Here is a 20,568-nt window from a genome sequence, read left to right as displayed (position 1 = left end):
AGCCCACGCCACTTCAGGAGCCACCCCGATGACCACCCCTTCCGCCCTCCGTTTCGAGCACCACGAGGAGCCCTTCGGCATCGGCGAGGACCGGCCCCGGCTGTCCTGGCAGGTCCGCACCGACGCCCCGGGCTGGGTGCAGACGGCGTACGAACTCGAACTTGGCCCGGACGCAGGCAGCCTGGTCAGCTACGGGCGCGTTGACTCGGCCGAGCAGCTCCTGCAGCCCTGGCCGGCACGCCCGCTGGCCAGCCGCGAGCGTGTGGCAGCCCGGGTCCGCGTCTGGGGCAACGACGGCGGGCCCTCCGAGTGGAGCCCTGTCGCCTGGGTTGAGGCTGGCCTTCTGGACGCCGCGGACTGGCAGGCAGCCATGATCCGTCCGTCCTGGGACGAGGCGAGCGCCTCCGACGAGCCCGCGTCCCGGCTCAGCACCACCTTCGAGATGAACGGGGATGTGGCGTCAGCCCGTCTCTACGCGAGCGCCCACGGGATCTACGTGGCCACCATCAACGGCTGCCGCGTGGGCCAGGACCTCCTCGCGCCGGGCTGGACCAGCTACCACCACCGACTGCGCTACCAGACCTACGACGTCGCAGGATACCTCCGGCCGGGAACCAACGTGATCGGCTTCGAGGTGGCCGACGGCTGGTGGCGCGGCAATCTGGGCTTCCAGGACAAACGCAACAAGTACGGTGACCGCACCGCGGTGATCGGGCAGCTCGAACTGCGCGACGCCGAAGGGCAGCTCACCGTGGTGGGAACCGACGAATCGTGGCTGGCGGGGCGCGGTCCCGTGTTGTCCGCCGACCTGTATAACGGCGAAACCTACGACGCGCGGCTGGCGGATCAAGGCTGGGTGGGAGGCGAAGGGCTGGAACCGGTCGTTGCCGAAGACTTCGACGCCGCCCTCCTGGTGGCACCCGACGGGCCGCCGGTGCGTGCCACCGAAGAGCTGCCCGTCCAGGCGGTGCTCACCACTCCGTCCGGAAAGACCATCCTCGACTTCGGCCAGAACCTCGTCGGCCACGTTAGAATCCGCGTGCGTGGCGAGGCCGGCACTGAGGTGGTGCTGCGGCACGCCGAGGTGCTGGAACACGGCGAACTCGGCGTGCGCCCGCTGCGGGTGGCCCGGCAGACCGACACTTACATCCTGCGCGGATCCGGCCGGGAGGAGCAGTACAGCCCCGAATTCACCGTCCATGGGTTCCGCTATGTTGAGGTGAGCGGCTGGCCGGGCGAGCTGGACCCGGAAGCCTTCACCGCCGTCGTCGTCCATTCTGACCTGGAGCGCACCGGCTACTTCGAATGCTCCGAACCCATGCTGAACCAGCTGCATTCCAACGTGGTGTGGGGCATGCGGGGCAACTTCGTGGATGTGCCCACCGACTGCCCGCAGCGCAACGAGCGGCTCGGCTGGACCGGGGACTTCCAGGTCTTTGCCTCCACTGCATCCTTCCTCTACCGGATTCCCGGATTCACCGCATCCTGGCTGAAGGACTTGGCCGTCGAGCAGGGAACTGACGGTCCGCCGCCGCTGGTGGTCCCCGAGGTGACCTTTGACAAGCCGCCATTTCCCACCCGGCCAGTGATGGCCGCCTGGGGCGACGCCGCCGTGCTGGTCCCCTGGGTGATGTACCAGCAGACGGGAGACCTTGAGTTCCTGCGCCGGCAACTGCCCGGGATGGCGGCATGGCTGGCTGCGGCGGCAGACGCCGCCGGGCCGGAGCTGCGCTTCGAACACGGATTCCAGTTCGGCGACTGGCTGGACCCGGCCGCGCCGCCGAACGATCCCGGTGCCGCCAGGACCCCCTGGCAGCTGGTGGCGCAGGCCTACCTGGCGTACTCGGCGTCGATCGCGTCGCAGGCGGCGGCGCTGCTGGGGGAGGACACCGAGACGGCCCGCCTCCACGAACTCTCGGACCGCGCCCGTTCCGTGTTCCGCAAGCAATACATCGCCGACGACGGCAGCCTCCAGCCGGCCACGCAGACCTCCTATGCGCTGGCCCTGCGCTTCGGACTGCTCGAACCGGAGGAGCGTGCCGCAGCAGGGGAGCGGCTGGCGGAAACCGTGGCCGCCGACGGCTACCGGATTGCCACCGGCTTCGTGGGGACACCGCTGGTCACCGACGCGCTGAGCGACGAAGGCCACGCGGAGGCGGCCTACCGCCTGCTGCTGCAGACGGAATGCCCGTCCTGGCTGTATCCGGTCACGATGGGCGCCACCACCATCTGGGAGCGCTGGGATTCCATGCTCCCGGACGGCAGCATCAACCCCGGCGACATGACCTCCTTCAACCACTACGCGCTCGGAGCCGTGGCCGACTGGATGCACCGCACCGTCGCAGGCCTTGCCCCTGCCGGCCTCGCCAGCCGGACACTGCGGGTCCGGCCGCTGCCCGGCGGCGGCTTGACCTGGGCAGCCGCCCGGCACGAGACCCCCTACGGCGAGGCGGCAGTGCGGTGGGAGCACGACGGCGGCACCTTCCTGTTGTCCGTCACGGTCCCCGCCGGCTGCACTGCCTCGGTGTCCCTGCCGGACGGCTCCGACGCTGTGGAAGTTGGCTCCGGGACGCACTCCTTCAGCTGCGAACCCGGCATTTTTGCGGGCACCGTGCAACTGTCGGCCCTGCCATGAGCCTGGATCCGGAGCTGGCCGGGCTTCTGCATCACCTGGCCGGAATCAGCTCGTTCGCGGAGCTGCTGGCTGATCCGGACGGGATGCAACGGCTCGAGGCGTTTAGCGGGTCGCTCCTGCCCTACTCGCCTCCCCATGTTCCCGTCCGGTCCGTGGAGGCGCCCGGACCCAACGGAACCGTGCCCATACGGGCCTACGGCCCGGTCGGTTCCGACGGCGTTGTGCCCGACGACGGTGTGCCCGGACTGGTCTGGCTGCATGGCGGAGGATTCGCCGGAGGCAACCTCGACATGCGGGAGGCTGACCAGCTGGCCCGCGAGCTCGCGCAAAGGACCGGCGGCGTGGTGTTCTCCGTGGACTACCGCCTGGCCCGCGACGGCGTGCATTTTCCGGTGCCCCATGAGGATGCCCTCGCGGCATGGTTGTGGGCGGCCACCCATGCCGGGGACTTCGGCGTGGCACCAGGCCGCTTGTGCCTCGGCGGGGCCAGTGCGGGGGCCAACCTTGCTGTCGGAGCGGGGATGTACCTGAAGGATGCCGGGGAACCGATGCCGGCCAAGCTATTACTGGCTTATCCCTTCCTGCATGCCGATCTGCCGCATGCAGGAGACGCGGCGGCCGTTGCATCCGGAGGGGCCTCCGATGAAACTGGGAATGACGGCGTCCTGGCAGCCCTGCCAAGGATCCTTCGCTTCACCGCCGACGACTGCCGCGGGATGGTCGAAAACTACATCGGAGGGCCGGCGGGCATGGCGTCCTCGTACGCCATGCCCGGGCATGCCGACCCCTTGGGCCTGCCGCCGGCCGCCGTTCTCGCCAGCGAGTACGACGACCTGCGCCCTTCGGCCGAACTTTTCGTGGCGGGGCTTCGCCAATCCGGCATTGCGGTGGAATACCGCCTGGAACAGGGCGCTACCCACGGCTACCTCAACCATTCCGCCGCGCTCGGAATAGTACGGCAGGGCCTGGCCTTCCTGGCCGCCGAGCTGGAGTCGGCAAAGCCGTTTCAATGATTGAAATGGCCGCTACAGGCTCTGTCCCTGATCCGACAGTCTTAGAGGACAAGCCCTTGAGGTAGAAGCCCCAAGAGGGCCGGCCGGGCCAAAGCGGAACCGGCGAAGGCAGCAAAGGAGTCGATGATGACGGAAGGCCACGTGCTGAAAGGCGTGGAGTTCGCCCGCACGGGTGGCTCCGTCGACCGTCCGCTGCTCCTGGACCTGTACCTCCCCGAACCTGCTTCGGTCCTCCGGCCGGCAATTGTGCATTTCCACGGCGGCGGCTGGCGGGTCGGAGCGCGGTCATCGCTGGGTCCCGTCGCGGACGGCTTCGGACTCACACCCTTCGAGGTCCTTGCCGAAGCCGGTTTCGTCGTCGCCTCGGCGGACTACCGGCTGAGCGCGGAGGCCCACTATCCGGCCCAGCTGCACGACGCCCAGGCCGCGGTCCGCTGGCTGCGGAACCACGCCGCCGACTACGGCGTGGACCCCACCCGGATCTACGCCTGGGGCGACTCCGCCGGCGGCCACCTGGCGAGCCTGGTCGGCCTGATTGGCGGCGACAGTCCCGTCGCGGCCGTGGCCGCCTGGTACCCGCCGACCGACCTGAACCGCATGGGGGAGCAGGCCCTGCCCGACGCCGTCGCGAGGGCCACTGACCCGGCCTCCCGGGAGGAACAGCTGATCGGCGCCGTCCTGGCGGAGGAACCGCAGAAGGCAGCCGCCGCGAGCCCCGTCAGCTACGTCGGTCCTGGTGCCCCGCCCTTCCTCCTGGTCCACGGAACAGCCGACCGCTTCGTTCCAGCCGCCCAATCCCAATCCCTGGCGGCCGAACTGGAAAAGGCAGGGGCCGACGTCGAACTTCTTCTCCTGGACGGTGCGGATCACATGTGGTCCCTGCCCGACGGCAGCTCGGCCGCGGCGGAGAAGGCACTGGCCGCCACCGTCAGTTTCTTCCGCCGGCAGTCCGGCATCCCCTGAGTTTCCTTACCTGAGTTTCCACAACGCCGCTTCGGCACCATCCCCGGGCAGCCCCTGCCCGCACGGGCTCTGTTTGCCGTGCCCTCCGACCGACCCCCGCCCCCCCGGGCGAACCTGAAAGGCCCCACATGCAGTACATAGGCATTAATCACGACGGCGACACCTGGGCGGCCGCCCTGCACGGCACTGCCCCCGACGGCGCCAGGGTGTTTCCGCTGGCACCCGTGACGGACTTCTGGGCGGATGCCGACGGGTGGCAAGAGAAGGCGCTGTCCCTCGTTGAGGGCGCCGGGTCGCTTTCGCTTGAGCGCGGCACGGTCACCGAAGTTCCCCTGGTTCCGGCGTCTGCCCGCGTCATCTGCGTCGGCCTGAACTACAAGGCGCACGCGGCGGAAGGCAGCTACAAGGACCAGGAACTGCCCCCGTATCCCACCCTGTTCGGGCGGTGGACTGCTTCCCTGTCCGTCGGGAACGTCCCTGTCCCGGTCCCGGGCGGCGAGGCAGGCCTGGACTGGGAAGGCGAAGTGGCCGCCTACATCGGCAAGCGTGCGGAGTCCGTGACCGAGGACCAGGCCGCAGAGGCCATCTTCGGCTACTCCACCTTCAACGACATCACGGCCCGGCGCGCCCAGAAGCTCACGACGCAGTGGACCCTCGGCAAGAACGGCGACTTCACCGGCCCGCTGGGACCGCTGGTCAGCCGCGACGAGGTGGGCGACCTGCGCGACGGCCTCGAGGTCCGGACCCGTGTCAACGGCAGCGAGGTCCAGCACGGCAACACCCGGGACATGATCTTTTCCGTGCCGGCCATCATCTCACTGATCAGCCAGACGTTCACGCTCCACCCCGGCGATGTGATCGCCACCGGCACCCCCGACGGCGTCGGGTACGCGCGCACACCCCAGTGGCTGCTGCAGCCGGGGGACACCGTTGAGGTCGAGATCGAGCGGCTGGGCACCCTGGTCACTCCCATTGGCGAACCGTCCCTCAGGGCGAGGGCCTGATGACCGCCGTCAGCTACGCCGGGCTCCAGGACGTGCCGGCCGAGACGCCGGTCCTCATTTCCGGGGGAGGGCCCAGCGGACTGTTCCTGGCCCTGGACCTGGCCAGCAAAGGCATCCGCAGCACGGTCATCGAACCCCGTACGCTGATCGACCCGGACAGGCCGCGGGCCAAGACCACCAACGCACGCACCATGACGCACCTGCGCAGGCTCGGCCTCGCCGACGCGCTCCGGAACGCCGCTCCGCTGCCCGTCGGTTTCGCGCAGGACGTCATCTTCTGTTCCGCGCTGACCGGCTCCGAGATCAGGCGCTTCCCCAACGCCTTCCAGCTCGAGCCCGGCCGCTACGGACCGCAGCCCGAGTGCGGCCAGCAGGTGCCGCAGCCGGTGCTGGAGGCGGTGCTGCGGGAGGCCGTTGCGGCGTCGCCGCACGCCACCCTGCTCACGGGGCTGCGGGTCGACAGCTTCGCTGCCCTCCCCGACGGCGGGCAGCGCGTGACCATTGCCGACGACTCCGGGCGCCGCACCGCCGTCGACTGCGCATACCTGGCAGGGGCCGACGGCGGCTCCTCCACCATCCGCCACGGCCTGGGCCTCCGGCTCGAGGGGGAGTCCGCCGCCCTGTCCAACGTCAGCATCCTCTTCCGCTCCCGTGACCTTGCCTCCACCATCACGCTGGACCCCGCCGTCCAGTACTGGGTGCTGGGGCCGGGCGCGGCGGGCATGGTGGGACGGATGGACCTGGACCAGACCTGGTGGGCCATCATCCAGGGTGTCGGCGGGGCGTCCGAGCCTGATCCGGCCACCCTGGTGCGGTCCCTCGTGGGGGCCGACATCGACGTTGACGTGATCGCCACCGACCCCTGGACGGCCCGCATGCTCCTTGCCCCGTCCTATGGCACGGACAAGGTGTTCCTGGTGGGGGACGCCGCGCACCAGAACCCGCCCTGGGGCGGCCACGGCTTCAACACCTGCATAGGCGACGCCGCCAACCTGGCCTGGAAAATCGCCGCCGCCTTCGAGGGCTGGGCGGGTCCGGGGCTGCTGGAAAGCTACGGACCGGAGCGCCGGCCCGTGGCCGACCGGACCATCCGCGACGCCGCAGCCAACGGCAAGGCCCTCGCCTACCATTTCGCCGACGCCGCGCTGACGGCTGCCGGGGTTGAAGGTGAGGCCGCACGGGCCGGCGCTCACGACGCGCTTGCCGTCAAGCAAAGCGAGTTCGATTCGCTGGGCCTGGTCCTCGGGTACAGCTACTCCGAGTCCCCGCTGGTGGCCCCCGACGGCGCACCTGTACCGGCCGAGGACCCGATCCGCTACGTGCCCTCGGCCAGCCCCGGCGCCCTGCTGCCGCACGCCTGGCTGGACGGCACCACCTCCCTTTACGACGTCCTCGGAACGGGATTCTCGCTGCTCGTGGACAGCACGGTTATGGATGGCCTGCCGCCGGAGCAGGCCTTTGCGCCCGTCATCACGGCGGCTGCCGGCCACGGCATCCCGGTGACCGTCACCGCCGTCGGGCCTTCCGACGACGGGACGCCAATGGCGGAACTGTGGGCGGCCGATGCCGTCCTCGTCCGTCCGGACCAGCACGTCGCCTGGCGCGGTTCCTCCGCGGAGGCCGCGGCCGCCGCCCTGGCCGTCGCGGCCGGCTGGGGAAACACCGGACCATTCGAGCAACTGAAGGAGGGCATCAATGCAGTCGTCGTTTCGTGATTTCCTGTATGCGCCTGACCACCCCCGGGTGGCGCGGCTGCGCGGACTGGACGCGCGCTCCTACGCCGAGGAGGCCAAGACCGACTCCTTTGCCGGCCCCATGATCGAGGGCTGGCAGAAGCTGTACCCCGCGCCTTTCGTCGGTGTAACGAACGACGGCGTCATCCGCCCCGGGCTCTTCAGCCTCGCCGAGGCGCGGCCAGGGGAAGAGGCGCCGACGGCGGAAATGGTCGCCGCCGCGGGCAAACTGCTCGCCACCGCCTCGGCCGAACAGCGGAACCGCCTGAGCTACGCGGCGGACGCCCACGAATGGCAGAGCTGGGCCAACCCCGAATTCATGCAGCACGACACCGGGCTGCGGCTCGAGGACCTGGATCCGGCCGTGCGCGATGCCGCGCTCGCCGTCGTGGAGGCCAGCCTGAGCCCGGAGGGGTACGCGCTGGCACGGAACCTGATGCGCATCAACGGCTTCCTGGGCGAGCTGGTGGAACTGCCGGAGCTGATGAACGAATACAGCTACAACTTCGCCCTCTACGGCGAACCGTCGGAAACCGAGCCGTGGGGCTGGCAGCTGTTCGGCCATCACCTCGCGCTCAACTGCCTGGTGGCCGGAACCCAGCTGGTCCTGTCGCCGATGTTCCTTGGTGCCGAGCCGGACGTCATCGACGCCGGTCCGCACAAGGGCGTCAAGGTGTTCAAGGAGCGCATCAGCGTGGCCCGTGACCTGATGGCGTCACTGCCCGAGTTTCTGCGTGGGGAGGCGCTCTCCTTCGCTGAGATGGTGGATCCGGCGATGCCCGAGGGCCGGCTGCATCCCGGCGACGAGCGCCACCTGGCGGGCTGCTTCCAGGACAACCGCGTGATCCCCTACGAGGGTATCCTGGCCGGATCGCTGCCGCCCGAATCGCTGGCGCTGTTCGACAGGCTGGTGGAGGACTTCGTCGCCGCCCTTCCCGCCGGGCCCCGCGCCGCGCGGCTGCGGGAAATCCGGGAGCATTTCGGCGAAACGCGGTTCTCCTGGATCGGCGGCTGGCAGGGCGAGGACGCCTTCTACTTCCGGATCCAGAGCCCAGTGGTGGTCATGGAGCTGGACCACCACACCGGCGTGTTCCTCAACAACGACACCCCCGCCCCGTTCCACATGCACACGGTCCTCCGCACGCCGAACGGGAACGACTACGGCCGCGCGCTGGTGCGGCAGTCACAGGGTTCCTGACCCCTTAAATACCGCAACGCGGGGTCACTTCCAGCCCAATAACCTCACCGTATTGGGCGGGAAGTGACCCCGCGTTGCTGTTTCGGCGCCTTAGATATCCAGGGCGGCGCGGCGCTGGGGCGGCGGGCCGACGACGGTGAGGTCCATTTCCGCCTGGGCGCGGCCGAAGCCCTCCATATCCATGTAGGGCTCGCCGCCCTCGGTGTACATGTAGTCGTCGGTGGGCTTGTTGAAGTATTCGAAGAAGCCGTTGAAGACCGACGGCGTCAGGAACCCGACCATCTGGGTGTTGTGGGAGTCGAACGCGAAGGAGTGGACGGTGCCCGCCGGGGCGTGCAGGAAGTCGCCCTTGGTGAGCAGCACCTCGCGGCCGTTGGCGTAGAGCCACATGCGGCCCTCGGTGCACAGGAAGTTCTCGGTGTGCTCGGAGTGGAAGTGCAGCGGGATATAGGGGGACTTGGCGCCCTTGGTGTGGACGGCAAAGTAGTTCGAGCCCGTGTTCTCCGGCCGGGAGAGGTACGTGAACATGGTCTGGTAGCTGACCAGGCGTTCCCCTTCGCCGGCACTGAGGAAGTAGGGGCTCAGTGTGGCAGGCAGCCCGGCATTCTGCTGCAGCGACGGTGCCACCCGCTCCACATCCGGAAAGGTGATGCCGAACTCGGCGCCGACTTCCGCCGCTTCCCGGGCGCTCAGCCGATGGCCGGCGTGCACCGGCGGGACATGCGAATCGATAGGGGTGCCGACCCGTTCGTAGTAGGCCTCAGCCCCGCCCGGCGTCATCCAGTTCAGGAAGCGGGTGTAGTGGCCGGCCATCCGGTAGGCGTGCGGTGTTCCCGGTGGAATCACGACGGAGTCACCCGGGATCAGGATGCGGCTTTCGCCGGGGAGCCAGACATGGAGGATGCCGTCAAAGACGTACAGGGTTTTGTGCTCGATCTTATGGGTGACGAACGGGGATTCTGCTCCCATGCCGCCGGAAATGTAGGCGGCGCTGAAGATGCCGCCGGTGTCCGCGGCGCGGGCGATCACGGTAATCAGTTGCCCGTCGATCTCGTAGCGTGCACCCTCGCCGGAGGCCATGTAGTAGGGCACGGCTTCGCCGGGCAGCGCATTGGCAACCGGCAGCTGCTTGTTCATTTCCTCGACGCTGAGGGTCATTGCTTCCTTCTTTCTTCGGCACTGCCGCGGGGGACGTCGTTTGGACAAGCTTGGCCGATTGCCGGGTTGAAGTATGCGCGGTTTTCATTGGTTGAAAAGTTGCGTCAGGTGGACCATTGCCGACGGTTTCGCAACTTTCAGGGTTCACAGCCTCCTGACAGTTTCCGAACAGCGGTGCCCTAACCTGCTGCCGGATCTTTGAGTGAGGGGCTAGGACAGATGCCCTTCCGTTCAAAAGCCGTATCACACGGCCGACCAAGGAGACACCATGTCACGAACCAAGAGAATCACCCTCGGCATCACCGCTGGAGCCCTCGCGCTGGGCGCCGGCCTGGGGGTTACCGGAATGGCCTCAGCCGCCACCACTCCGAGCCCCAGCGCAACGTCGAGCACGTCGACGGAGAGCGGCGCATCGACTGACGGTTTCCGGGGCCACAAGGGCGGTGACCGCGGCCAGATCGCGGCGGACCTTGCCACCAAGCTGGGTGTTGACGAAGCGAAGGTCACCGCGGCGATCCAGGCGTTCCGCGAGGCCAACACGCCGACGGCGGCGCCCACCGAGGGCACCAAGCCTGACCGCACAGCCCAGGACGCGGCGATGGCCAAGTCCCTGGCGACGGCCCTCAGCGTCGACGAAGCCAAGGTCACCGCGGCCCTGACGGAAATCCGCGCCGCCGCAGAGGCGGAGCGCGCGGCAGCCTTGAAGACCAAGCTGGACACGGCCGTCAAGGACGGCACCCTGACCCAGACCGAAGCCGACGCCGTCACGAAGGCCGTCGAGAAGGGCGTGATCGGAGGCGGCGGCCACTAGGCAGCAACACCGTCACCCATGAACGAGGAATCCCCCGGGAAAGACCCGGGGGATTCCTCGTTCCTTGAAGCGCCGCAAACCCTCCGGCAGATCCCGTCGCTTTAGATGCGGTGCTTCCTCAGATCCCGTCGCTTGACACTGTTCAAGCGACCAAAGCTGAGGAAGCGTTTGGTGTTCGGCGACGAGAGCTGAGGAAGCGTTTGGGGGTTCGGCGACGAGAGCTGAGGAAGCGTTTGAGGCAGGGCACGTGATGCATGACGCTTCCTCACATCCCATCGCCTCATGCGGATCCCTTCCTCAGATCCTGCCGCAGTCAGGCGGTCGCCCACGTCAAGCTTGTGGGTATCCGCGGCGAGGCTACAGCACCTTGCGGATGGTCTCCTCGAAGCTCGTGACGTGGTGCAGCGCGAGCTCGCCTGCCTTGTCCGCGTCCCCCTCGGCCACGGCCTTCAGCAGGTCCACGTGCTCGCTGATGTGGCCGCTCACCGAGGGGACCTTGTCCAGGACCAGGCACCAGATGCGCGTGGCCAGGTTGTCATAACGGATCAGGGTGTCCTCGAGGTGCGGGTTGGCCGCGGCGCGGTAGATCAGCCGGTGCACCGTCAGGTCGTAGCGCATGAGCTCCCGCGACTGGGCGGGCGTGGGCGCCAGCTCCGAGATGGCCTTCGCGACGTCCAGCAGTTCCTCGCGCATGGCGGCGTTGGCCCGCTTCGCAGCCCGGCGCGCCGCGAGCGGCTCAAGCAGCTCCCGGATCTCCGAGACGTCGGCCAGTTCCGTGAAGTCCACGGTGGTGGCGAAGGTTCCCCGCCGGGGGTAGGACACCACCAGGTGGTCCACCTCCAGCCGTTTGATGGCCTCACGCACGGGCGTGCGCCCGAAGCCCAGTTCAGTAGCCAACTGGCCGTCGTTGATGGGCTCGCCCGGGCGGATGTCCAGCATGATCAGCTTGTCGCGCAGCTGCCGGTACGCGGCCTCGGCCTGGGACAGCACTTCGTCCTCGGCGGGCGGCATGGCGGGAAGAGCATTCACAGCGAGACTCCGTTCATAGGCTCCAAGTGGAAGCGAAGTGCCATTTTGCTTCCAGCTATTGACTCTGTTGTGAGCTCAATCATACCATTGACCTCATACTGATATATCAGTCGTAAGCAAAGTGGTATTTCATAAGGAGTATTCGTGGTTGAGCAGTTGAACGACCGACTTTCCGCAGTCGATCCCGAGATCCAGCAAGCAGTCGCCCGCGAGCTGGACCGCCAGCAGTCCACGCTGGAAATGATCGCCTCGGAGAACTTCGCTCCTGCGGCCGTCATGGAGGCGCAGGGTTCGGTCCTCACCAACAAGTACGCCGAGGGCTACCCGGGCAAGCGCTATTACGGCGGCTGTGAGCATGTCGACGTCGTCGAGCAGCTGGCCATCGACCGCGTGAAGGCGCTCTTCGGCGCCGAGTTCGCCAACGTCCAGCCGCACTCCGGCGCGCAGGCCAACGCGGCCGCCATGTTCGCGCTGCTGAACCCGGGCGACACCATCATGGGCCTGGACCTGGCCCACGGCGGCCACCTCACCCACGGCATGCGCATCAACTTCTCCGGCAAGCTCTACAAAGTGGTCCCGTACCACGTCCGCGAATCCGACTTCCGCGTGGACATGGCCGAGGTCGAGGCCCTGGCCCTGGAGCACAAGCCGAAGCTCATCGTGGCCGGCTGGTCCGCCTACTCCCGCCAGCTCGACTTCGCCGAGTTCCGCCGGATCGCCGACCTTGTCGGTGCCTACCTGATGGTGGACATGGCCCACTTCGCCGGCCTCGTCGCCGCCGGCCTCCACCCCAACCCGGTGCCGTACGCCGACGTCGTCACCACCACCACGCACAAGACCCTGGGCGGCCCGCGCGGCGGCGTCATCCTCGCCAAGGAGCAGTACGCCAAGAAGATCAACAGCGCCGTCTTCCCCGGTCAGCAGGGCGGTCCGCTGGAGCACGTCATCGCCGCCAAGGCCGTGGCCTTCAAGCTCGCAGCCACCGAGGGCTTCAAGGAACGCCAGGAGCGCGTCCTGGAGGGCGCCAAGCTGCTGGCCGAGCGCTTCCTGCAGCCCGACGTCGAAGCCGCCGGCATCACGGTGGTCAACGGCGGCACCGACGTCCACCTGGTCCTGGTCGACCTGCGGAACTCTGAACTGGACGGACAGCAGGCCGAAGACGTGCTGCACCGCATCGGCATCACCGTCAACCGCAACGCCGTCCCGTTCGACCCCCGCCCGCCGATGGTCTCCTCCGGCCTGCGGATCGGCACCCCCGCCCTGGCCACCCGCGGCTTCGGCGCCGCCGCATTCACCGAGGTCGCGGACATCATCGCCACGGCCCTGATCGCCTCTGCCAGTACTGGCACAGACGGCACCGGAACGCTCGACGACGGCACCGCCGTCGACCTTCGCGCCCGCGTCACCGCACTCGCCGAGCAGTTCCCCCTGTACCCCCAGCTCGGCGGCGCAACCGAGATTGCCGCGTTTGAAAAAGACATGATTGGAGCAGCCCAGTGAGCACCCACCAGCTCCCGGAGCACCCGGATTTCCTGTGGCACAACCCGGAGCCCAAGTCCTCCTATGACGCCGTGATCGTCGGCGGCGGCGGGCACGGCCTGGCCACCGCGTACTTCCTGGCCAAGAACCACGGCATGACCAACATCGCCGTCCTGGAAAAGGGCTGGCTGGCCGGCGGCAACATGGCCCGCAACACCACCATCATCCGTTCCAACTACCTCTGGGACGAGAGCGCTGCCATCTACGAGCACGCCCTGAAGCTGTGGGAGATCCTGCCCGAGGAGCTGGAGTACGACTTCCTCTTCAGCCAGCGCGGCGTGATGAACCTGGCCCACACCCTGGGCGACGTGCGCGAGAGCATCCGCCGCGTGGGCGCCAACAAGCTCAACGGCGTGGACGCGGAATGGCTGGACCCGCAGCAGGTCAAGGAACTCTGCCCCATCCTGAACATCCGCGACGACATTCGCTACCCGGTCATGGGCGCCACCTACCAGCCGCGCGCCGGCATCGCCAAGCACGACCACGTCGCCTGGGCCTTCGCCCGCAAGTGCGACGAGCTCGGCGTGGACATCATCCAGAACTGCGAAGTCACCGGCTTCGTCAAGGACGGCAACCGCGTGGTGGGCGTCAAGACCAACCGCGGCACCATCAACACCGAGAAGGTGGGCCTCTGCGCCGCCGGGCACAGCTCGGTCCTGGCGGAAATGGCCGGCTTCCGGCTGCCCATCCAGTCACACCCGCTGCAGGCACTGGTGTCCGAACTCCACGAGCCCGTCCACCCCACCGTTGTCATGTCCAACCACGTGCACGTGTACGTCTCCCAGGCACACAAGGGCGAACTGGTCATGGGCGCCGGCGTCGACTCCTACAACGGCTACGGCCAGCGCGGCTCCTTCCACGTGATCGAGCACCAGATGGCGGCCGCCGTCGAGCTGTTCCCGATCTTTGCCCGGGCCCACGTGCTCCGGACCTGGGGCGGCATCGTGGACACCACGCTGGATGCCTCGCCGATCGTGGGCACCACCCCGGTGGACAACATGTTCGTCAACTGCGGCTGGGGAACCGGCGGCTTCAAGGGCACGCCGGCTGCCGGCCTGACCTTCGCGCACACCATCGCCACCGGAGCACCGCACAAGCTGAACAAGCCTTTCGCTTTGGAACGCTTCGAAACCGGTGCCCTGATCGACGAACACGGCGCTGCCGCGGTCGCCCACTAGCCACGGTCCACAAGAAAGAAGACGCTCATGCTGCTTATCTCCTGCCCCAACTGCGGCTCGCGGGACGAAACAGAGTTCCACTACGGCGGCCAGGCCCACGTGCCGTACCCCGAGAACCCCAACGACCTCACCGACCGGGAATGGGCCGAGTACCTGTTCTACCGCGAGAACACCAAGGGCACCTTCGCCGAACGGTGGGTGCACAGCACCGGCTGCCGGCAGTGGTTCAACATGCTCCGCGACACGGTCACGTACGACATCCAGGCCGTCTACCCGATGGGGGTGCCACGGCCCGCCGCTCCCTTCCCCCCGGCAGCTGACACCGGCACCGCAAGCACCGGCGCCGCCAGCACCACCCCCCTCAGCCCCAGCACCGCCCCGGAAGGAGCGACCAAGTGACCTCCCAGAACGCGCGCCTCAGCACCGGCGGCCGCATCGACCGCAGCATCTCCTGGCGCTTCACCGTGGACGGCGAGGAATTCACCGGACATCCGGGCGACACCCTGGCCTCCGCGCTGCTGGCCAACGGCCGCATCGCCGCCGGCAACTCGCTGTACGAGGACCGTGCCCGCGGCATCCTGGCCGCCGGCGTGGAAGAGCCCAACGCCCTGGTCCGGATCGAAGCCCGCTTCCCCGGCGACGTTGCCGAATCCATGCTCCCCGCCACCACCGTTTCCCTGGTGGACGGCCTGAAGGCCGGCTTCCTGAACGGACTGGGCAAGCTGGACCCGGCCGATGACCGCGCCGAGTACGACAAGAAGTACGTCCACACCGACATCCTCGTGATCGGCGGCGGCCCCGCCGGCCTGGCCGCGGCACGCGAAGCCGTCCGCAGCGGCGCCCGCGTCATCCTGATGGACGACCAGCCGGAACTCGGCGGCTCCCTGCTGTCCGGGTCCACCGCCTCCGGACTGGCGGAAACCATCGAGGGCAAGCCCGCCCTGGAATGGGTTGGCGACGTCGAGGCTGAGCTCGTCTCCGGCGCCGAAAGCACCGTGCTGAACCGGACTACGGCGTTCGGCGCGTACGACGCCAACTACGTGATCGCGGTCCAGAACCGCACCGACCACCTCTCCAGCCCGGCCGCCGCCGGCGTTTCCCGCCAGCGTATTTGGCACATCCGTGCCAACCAGGTTGTCCTGGCCCCCGGCGCCCACGAGCGTCCGCTGGTGTTCGAGAACAACGACCGCCCGGGCATCATGCTCGCCTCCGCTGTCCGCAGCTACCTGAACCGCTATGGCGTGGCCGCAGGGTCCCGCGTGGTGATCAGCACCACCAATGACAGCGCCTACGCCCTGGCCGCGGACCTGCGCGCCGCCGGCATCAAGGTCGCGGCCGTCGTCGACGCCCGTCCCGCCCTCACACCGGTGGCTGCCGCCGCCGTCGAAGCTGGCACCCGGGTGCTCATCGGCAGCGCGGTGGCCAACACCGCTTCCTCCGGAGAGGGCGCAGCGGGTGGCCGGCTGAGCAGCGTCACAGTCCGCAGCATTAACGACGACGGCGAGCTCACCTCGGGCATTGAAGAGATCGCCGCCGACCTGCTGGCAGTGTCCGGCGGCTGGAGCCCGCTGGTGCACCTGCACTCGCAGCGCCAGGGCAAGCTGCGCTGGGACGAGGACCTCGCGGCCTTCGTGCCGGCCACCGTGGTTCCGAACCAGCAGACCATCGGTTCCGGCCGAGGCAGCTTCGAACTCGCTGACTGCCTGGCCGAGGGTATCTCGGCCGGAGCAACGGCTGCGATCGCCGCCGGCTTCGAATCCGCCGTCGAACCCTCCGCCCTGGCGGAGCCGAAGGCGTCCGCCCCGACCCGCCAGCTGTGGCTGGTCCCCGGCCAGACCGGAACCCCCGACGACTGGCACCACCACTTCGTGGACTTCCAGCGTGACCAGTCCGTGGCTGACGTCCTGCGCTCCACCGGTGCGGGCATGCGGTCCGTGGAGCACATCAAGCGCTACACCTCGATCAGCACCGCCAACGACCAGGGCAAGACGTCCGGCGTGAACGCCATCGGCGTCATCGCCGCGGCTCTCCGCCAGGCCGGCGAGGCTTCCCGGGGCATCGGCGACATCGGCACCACCACCTACCGCGCACCGTTCACCCCGGTGGCCTTCGCGGCACTGGCCGGACGCCAGCGCGGCGAGCTGTTCGATCCCGCCCGCGTCACCTCGATCCACCCGTGGCACGTTGCCCAGGGCGCACTGTTCGAGGACGTCGGGCAGTGGAAGCGGCCGTGGTACTACCCGCAGCACGGCGAGGACATGGACGAGGCTGTGCTCCGCGAGTGCGCCGCCGTCCGCGACTCTGTGGGCTTCATGGATGCCACCACCCTCGGCAAGATCGAAATCCGTGGCAAGGACGCCGGTGAATTCCTGAACCGGATCTACACCAACGCGTTCAAGAAGCTCGCCCCGGGTTCCGCCCGCTACGGCGTCATGTGCCTCTCGGACGGCATGATCTTCGACGACGGCGTGACCCTGCGCCTGGACGAGGAAACCTACTTCATGACCACCACCACCGGCGGCGCCGCCAAGGTGCTGGACTGGCTGGAGGAATGGCTGCAGACCGAGTGGCCGGAACTCGACGTGCACTGCACCTCGGTGACCGAACAGTGGAGCACGATCGCCGTCGTCGGGCCCAAGTCCCGCGACGTCATCGCCAAGGTGGCACCGGAACTGGCCGCCAACGGCGGCCTGGACGCCGAGGCGTTCCCGTTCATGACCTTCCGCGAAACCACCCTCGCGTCCGGCGTGAAGGCCCGCATCTGCCGGATCTCGTTCTCCGGTGAACTGGCCTACGAAATCAACGTGCCGTCCTGGTACGGGCTGAACACCTGGGAATCCGTGGCCGCCGCGGGCGCCGAATTCAACATCACCCCCTACGGCACCGAGACCATGCACGTGCTGCGCGCCGAGAAGGGCTACCCGATCGTCGGGCAGGACACCGACGGCACCGTCACCCCGCAGGATGCCGGCATGGAATGGATCGTCTCCAAAGCTAAGGACTTCATCGGCAAGCGTTCCTACTCCCGAATCGACCAGCACCGCGATGACCGCAAGCACCTGGTCAGCGTCCTGCCGGTGGACGGCTCGCTGCGGTTGCCGGAAGGAACCCAGCTGATCGAGAAGGGCATCCCGGCGAACCCCGCCTACGGCCCGGTTCCGATGCAGGGCTTCGTAACCTCCAGCTACCACAGTGCCGCCCTGGGCCGGTCGTTCGGCCTGGCCCTGATCAAGAACGGCCGCAACCGGATCGGCGAAACCCTGGTGGCTGCCGCCGGCAACCAGCTCGTCGACGTAGTCGTGGCAGAAACCGTACTGTTTGACCCCGAAGGGACCCGCAAAGATGGCTAACACTGCAGCTTTCACAGGCATCAATGGACTCCGGGAAATCCGCCGCAGCCCAGCCTCACACCTGGCCGAAGCGTTCGACGCCGGATCCGTGCCGGGAACAGTCACCCTGAAGGAGGGCCTGTTCCAGACCATGGCCGGCGTCCGGGTGGATCCCAACTCCGAGGCCGGCGCCCGGATCGGCTCCGTCACCGGTGGCCTGCCGGAGCGCTGCGGCGAGGTCCGCGGCACGGAACGGGTCAGCGTCCTGTGGCTCGGCCCGCAGGAGTTCCTGGTGGTGGCACCGGAAGAAGCCCACGACTCCCTCGGCGGGGACCTGATCGGCTGCCTCAAGTCCGCCCTGGGCGACGGCGCCGGGCAGGTGGTGGACCTGTCCGCCAACCGCACCACGTTTGAGCTGTCCGGCCCGCAGGCCCGGGCAGTGCTGGAAAAGGGCTGCGCCCTGGACCTGCACCCGCGCGTCCTCAAGCCGGGCACGGCCCTGAACACCGAGGTCGGCAACATCCCGGTGGTCCTGTTCAAGACCGGGGAGGAAAGCTTCCGGCTGTTCCCCCGCGCCTCGTTCGCGGACTACCTGGGCCGCTGGCTGCTGGACGCCATGAGGGAGTTCGCTTCCCCCGAGGTGCCCTGATGGCGCTCAGCGCGCTGGACCTCTTTTCCGTTGGCATCGGGCCGTCGTCGTCACACACGGTCGGCCCGATGCGGGCGGCGAAGCAGTTCGCCGACGGGCTCAAGGGCGGCGGGCTGCTGAGCTCCACCACCCGGGTCCAGGCAGAGCTGTTTGGGTCGCTCGGTGCCACCGGCCGGGGCCACGGCTCCGACAAGGCCGTGGTGCTGGGCCTGCAGGGCCTGGACCCGGAGACCGTGGACACTTCCACAGCCGATGACCAGGTGGCAGCCGCCGCCCTGGACGCCGAGCTGCGCATCGGCGGGGACCACCGGGTGGACTTCAACTGGGACGAGGACGTGGTGCTGCACCGGCGCAAGTCCCTCCCGGCCCACCCTAACGGCATGACCTTTCGCGCCCTGGACCACACCGGTACGGTGCTCAGTGAACGGAGTTTCTACTCCATCGGCGGCGGTTTCGTCGTTGACGGTGATGCCGACGCCGGCGCCAAGGTGGTGGCGGACGAAACCGCGCTGCCGTACCCGTTCACTACGGCTAACGAGCTCCTGGAGATCTGCAGCCGTGAAGGCATGTCGATCTCCGACGTGATGCTGGCCAATGAGCTGGTGTGGCGCAGTGAGGCGGAGCTCCGCGAGGAGCTGCTGAAGCTGTGGGCGGTCATGCGCGAATGCGTGGACAACGGCTGCGCCGCGGAAGGCATCCTGCCCGGCGGGCTGAACGTGAGGCGGCGGGCGCCGTCGTTGTTCCGCACGCTGACGGCGGACACCGGCGTCACGGACCCGCTCCGCGCGATGGAGTGGGTGAACCTTTACGCGCTGGCGGTCAACGAGGAGAACGCGGCCGGCGGCCGCATCGTCACCGCCCCCACCAACGGTGCGGCCGGAATCGTGCCGGCGGTGTTGCATTACTACGTCAAGTTTGTTCCCGGAGCCGACGACGACGGTGTGGTGCGCTTCCTGCTGGCGGCGGCCGCCGTCGGGATTCTGTTCAAGATCAATGCCTCCATCTCCGGTGCGGAGGTGGGCTGCCAGGGCGAGGTGGGTTCGGCCTGTTCCATGGCGGCCGCCGGGCTCTGCGAGGTGCTGGGCGGCACGCCCGAACAGGTGGAGAACGCCGCCGAGGTGGGGATCGAACACAACCTCGGGCTGACCTGCGACCCCGTGGGCGGCCTGGTGCAGATCCCGTGCATCGAGCGGAACGCGATCGCCAGCGTCAAGGCCATCAACGCCGCGCGCCTGTCTTTGCACGGGGACGGCAGCCACAAGGTGTCCCTGGACAAGGCCATCAAGACCATGCGCGAAACCGGCGCCGACATGAAAACCAAGTACAAGGAAACCTCTCGAGGAGGCCTCGCCGTGAATGTAATTGAGTGCTGAAACCATGACTGCTATTCAGACTGAGAACCGCGCCTCCGGGCAGGCCAACAGCGGCGTCGAGCACGTCCTGACCCTGGACTGCCCCGAAGGCCCGGGCATCGTGCACGCCGTCTCCGGCTTCCTGCTGGAGTACGGCTGCGACATCATCGACAACAAGCAGTTCGGCGATCGGTCCGAAGGCCACTTCTTCATGCGGGTGCACTTCGCGTCCGACGGCAACGAAGCCACGCTGGAGCAGCTGCGAGCCGCGTTCACCCCGGTGGCCGAGAAGTACGACATGAAGTGGCGGCTGGAACGGAATGGGTCCCGCCGCAAGGTCCTGATCATGGTCTCGAAGTTCGGCCACTGCCTCAACGACCTGCTCTTCCGGGCCCGGGTGGGGGAGCTTCCCATCGAGGTTGTGGGCGTGGTGTCCAACCACACCGACCACCAGACCCTTGTGGAGTGGCACGACATCCCCTTCTTCCACGTCCCTGTCACTGCGGCCACCAAGCCGCAGGCGGAGGCACGGCTGCTGGAAATCGTGGACGAGCTCGACGTCGAGCTGGTGGTGCTGGCCCGCTACATGCAGGTCCTCAGCGACGACCTGGCGCGGAAGCTGGATGGCCGCGCGATCAACATCCACCACTCGTTCCTGCCGTCGTTCAAGGGGGCCAAGCCGTACCACCAGGCCTACGCGCGTGGCGTGAAAACCGTGGGCGCCACCGCGCACTACGTCAACGCGGAACTCGACGAGGGCCCGATCATCGCGCAGCAGGTGGTCGAAGTGGACCACACCTTCGGCCCTGACGACCTGGTCGCCGCCGGCCGGGACACCGAGTGCAAGGCGCTCAGCAACGCCGTCCGCTGGCACTGCGAAGGCCGGATCATCCTGAACGGCAACCGGACCGTCGTCCTGAAGTAGGAATCCTTCCTCAGGTCCTGTCGCTTAAACCGAAACGCTCCTGCAGTTCATG

At 68.1% G+C, this 20,568-nt stretch carries 16 protein-coding genes; 14 read left to right on the top strand and 2 right to left on the bottom strand.

Going from position 1 to position 20,568, the window contains the following annotated elements:
- Window positions 1-28 precede the first annotated feature (28 nt).
- From CXZ05_RS05235 to CXZ05_RS05210, 6 genes are all read left to right on the top strand, one after another.
- The gene (locus CXZ05_RS05235; RefSeq protein ID WP_102971537.1) at window positions 29-2,635 is read left to right on the top strand and encodes an alpha-L-rhamnosidase; all 2,607 of its coding nucleotides are present in this window, start codon (window positions 29-31) and stop codon (window positions 2,633-2,635) included.
- Window positions 2,632-3,648, top strand: coding sequence for an alpha/beta hydrolase fold domain-containing protein (locus CXZ05_RS05230; RefSeq protein WP_102971536.1), 1,017 nt, complete (start codon window positions 2,632-2,634; stop codon window positions 3,646-3,648). Before CXZ05_RS05235 ends, CXZ05_RS05230 begins: the two co-directional genes overlap by 4 nt.
- Before the next feature lie 126 nt (window positions 3,649-3,774).
- Window positions 3,775-4,611 carry an alpha/beta hydrolase gene (locus tag CXZ05_RS05225; protein WP_102971535.1) on the top strand — a complete coding sequence of 279 codons (837 nt, stop codon included), beginning with the start codon at window positions 3,775-3,777 and terminating at the stop codon, window positions 4,609-4,611.
- Window positions 4,612-4,739: 128 nt separating this feature from the next.
- On the top strand, window positions 4,740-5,615 hold the full coding sequence (locus CXZ05_RS05220; RefSeq protein ID WP_102971534.1) for a fumarylacetoacetate hydrolase family protein: 876 nt from the start codon (window positions 4,740-4,742) through the stop codon (window positions 5,613-5,615).
- Window positions 5,615-7,330 carry an FAD-dependent monooxygenase gene (locus CXZ05_RS05215; RefSeq protein WP_102971533.1) on the top strand — a complete coding sequence of 572 codons (1,716 nt, stop codon included), beginning with the start codon at window positions 5,615-5,617 and terminating at the stop codon, window positions 7,328-7,330. The genes CXZ05_RS05220 and CXZ05_RS05215 overlap by 1 nt, the downstream gene beginning before the upstream one ends.
- Window positions 7,311-8,546, top strand: coding sequence for a DUF3500 domain-containing protein (locus CXZ05_RS05210; protein WP_102971532.1), 1,236 nt, complete (start codon window positions 7,311-7,313; stop codon window positions 8,544-8,546). The genes CXZ05_RS05215 and CXZ05_RS05210 overlap by 20 nt, the downstream gene beginning before the upstream one ends.
- Window positions 8,547-8,636: 90 nt before the next feature.
- On the opposite strand, the gene CXZ05_RS05205 is transcribed toward CXZ05_RS05210, so the two are convergent.
- A complete protein-coding gene (locus tag CXZ05_RS05205; RefSeq protein ID WP_102971531.1) occupies window positions 8,637-9,704 on the bottom strand; it encodes a quercetin 2,3-dioxygenase in 1,068 nt (355 codons plus the stop codon).
- A gap of 268 nt (window positions 9,705-9,972) precedes the next feature.
- Between CXZ05_RS05205 and CXZ05_RS05200 the strand changes: the two genes are divergently transcribed.
- Entirely contained in the window at window positions 9,973-10,515 is a 543-nt protein-coding gene (locus CXZ05_RS05200; RefSeq protein WP_102971530.1) for a hypothetical protein, read from the top strand.
- Window positions 10,516-10,872: 357 nt separating this feature from the next.
- On the opposite strand, the gene CXZ05_RS05195 is transcribed toward CXZ05_RS05200, so the two are convergent.
- Entirely contained in the window at window positions 10,873-11,544 is a 672-nt protein-coding gene (locus tag CXZ05_RS05195; RefSeq protein ID WP_102971529.1) for a GntR family transcriptional regulator, read from the bottom strand.
- 144 nt (window positions 11,545-11,688) lie between these two features.
- Here CXZ05_RS05195 and glyA point away from each other — a divergent pair, with 144 nt between their 5' ends.
- Genes glyA through purU form a run of 7 tightly spaced genes read left to right on the top strand, consistent with a single transcriptional unit; the run spans window position 11,689 to window position 20,516 of the window.
- Entirely contained in the window at window positions 11,689-13,044 is a 1,356-nt protein-coding gene (gene glyA, locus CXZ05_RS05190; RefSeq protein ID WP_102971528.1) for a serine hydroxymethyltransferase, read from the top strand.
- Complete coding sequence (locus CXZ05_RS05185; protein WP_102971527.1) at window positions 13,041-14,261, top strand: sarcosine oxidase subunit beta family protein; 1,221 nt, start codon at window positions 13,041-13,043, stop codon at window positions 14,259-14,261. Before glyA ends, CXZ05_RS05185 begins: the two co-directional genes overlap by 4 nt.
- Before the next feature lie 27 nt (window positions 14,262-14,288).
- Complete coding sequence (locus tag CXZ05_RS05180; protein ID WP_102971526.1) at window positions 14,289-14,660, top strand: sarcosine oxidase subunit delta; 372 nt, start codon at window positions 14,289-14,291, stop codon at window positions 14,658-14,660.
- Window positions 14,657-17,611: a sarcosine oxidase subunit alpha family protein gene (locus tag CXZ05_RS05175; RefSeq protein WP_102971525.1), complete on the top strand. Its 2,955-nt coding sequence runs from the start codon at window positions 14,657-14,659 to the stop codon at window positions 17,609-17,611. The genes CXZ05_RS05180 and CXZ05_RS05175 overlap by 4 nt, the downstream gene beginning before the upstream one ends.
- Window positions 17,604-18,239, top strand: coding sequence for a sarcosine oxidase subunit gamma (locus tag CXZ05_RS05170; protein WP_102971524.1), 636 nt, complete (start codon window positions 17,604-17,606; stop codon window positions 18,237-18,239). The genes CXZ05_RS05175 and CXZ05_RS05170 overlap by 8 nt, the downstream gene beginning before the upstream one ends.
- Entirely contained in the window at window positions 18,239-19,612 is a 1,374-nt protein-coding gene (locus CXZ05_RS05165; RefSeq protein WP_102971523.1) for an L-serine ammonia-lyase, read from the top strand. Before CXZ05_RS05170 ends, CXZ05_RS05165 begins: the two co-directional genes overlap by 1 nt.
- Window positions 19,613-19,616: 4 nt before the next feature.
- On the top strand, window positions 19,617-20,516 hold the full coding sequence (purU, locus tag CXZ05_RS05160; RefSeq protein WP_102971522.1) for a formyltetrahydrofolate deformylase: 900 nt from the start codon (window positions 19,617-19,619) through the stop codon (window positions 20,514-20,516).
- The last annotated feature ends 52 nt before the right edge of the window (window positions 20,517-20,568 follow it).

The organism is Arthrobacter sp. AFG20 (assembly GCF_002892795.1).
Classification (GTDB): domain Bacteria; phylum Actinomycetota; class Actinomycetes; order Actinomycetales; family Micrococcaceae; genus Arthrobacter.
This window is presented reverse-complemented; position numbering and strand designations above follow the sequence as displayed.

Coding starts and splice junctions, on each gene's coding strand:
- CXZ05_RS05235 (WP_102971537.1), top strand. CDS start 29: ATGACCACCCCTTCCGCCCTCCGTTTCGAGCACCACGAGGAGCCCTTC.
- CXZ05_RS05230 (WP_102971536.1), top strand. CDS start 2,632: ATGAGCCTGGATCCGGAGCTGGCCGGGCTTCTGCATCACCTGGCCGGA.
- CXZ05_RS05225 (WP_102971535.1), top strand. CDS start 3,775: ATGACGGAAGGCCACGTGCTGAAAGGCGTGGAGTTCGCCCGCACGGGT.
- CXZ05_RS05220 (WP_102971534.1), top strand. CDS start 4,740: ATGCAGTACATAGGCATTAATCACGACGGCGACACCTGGGCGGCCGCC.
- CXZ05_RS05215 (WP_102971533.1), top strand. CDS start 5,615: ATGACCGCCGTCAGCTACGCCGGGCTCCAGGACGTGCCGGCCGAGACG.
- CXZ05_RS05210 (WP_102971532.1), top strand. CDS start 7,311: ATGCAGTCGTCGTTTCGTGATTTCCTGTATGCGCCTGACCACCCCCGG.
- CXZ05_RS05205 (WP_102971531.1), bottom strand. CDS start 9,704: ATGACCCTCAGCGTCGAGGAAATGAACAAGCAGCTGCCGGTTGCCAAT.
- CXZ05_RS05200 (WP_102971530.1), top strand. CDS start 9,973: ATGTCACGAACCAAGAGAATCACCCTCGGCATCACCGCTGGAGCCCTC.
- CXZ05_RS05180 (WP_102971526.1), top strand. CDS start 14,289: ATGCTGCTTATCTCCTGCCCCAACTGCGGCTCGCGGGACGAAACAGAG.
- CXZ05_RS05170 (WP_102971524.1), top strand. CDS start 17,604: ATGGCTAACACTGCAGCTTTCACAGGCATCAATGGACTCCGGGAAATC.
- CXZ05_RS05165 (WP_102971523.1), top strand. CDS start 18,239: ATGGCGCTCAGCGCGCTGGACCTCTTTTCCGTTGGCATCGGGCCGTCG.
- purU (WP_102971522.1), top strand. CDS start 19,617: ATGACTGCTATTCAGACTGAGAACCGCGCCTCCGGGCAGGCCAACAGC.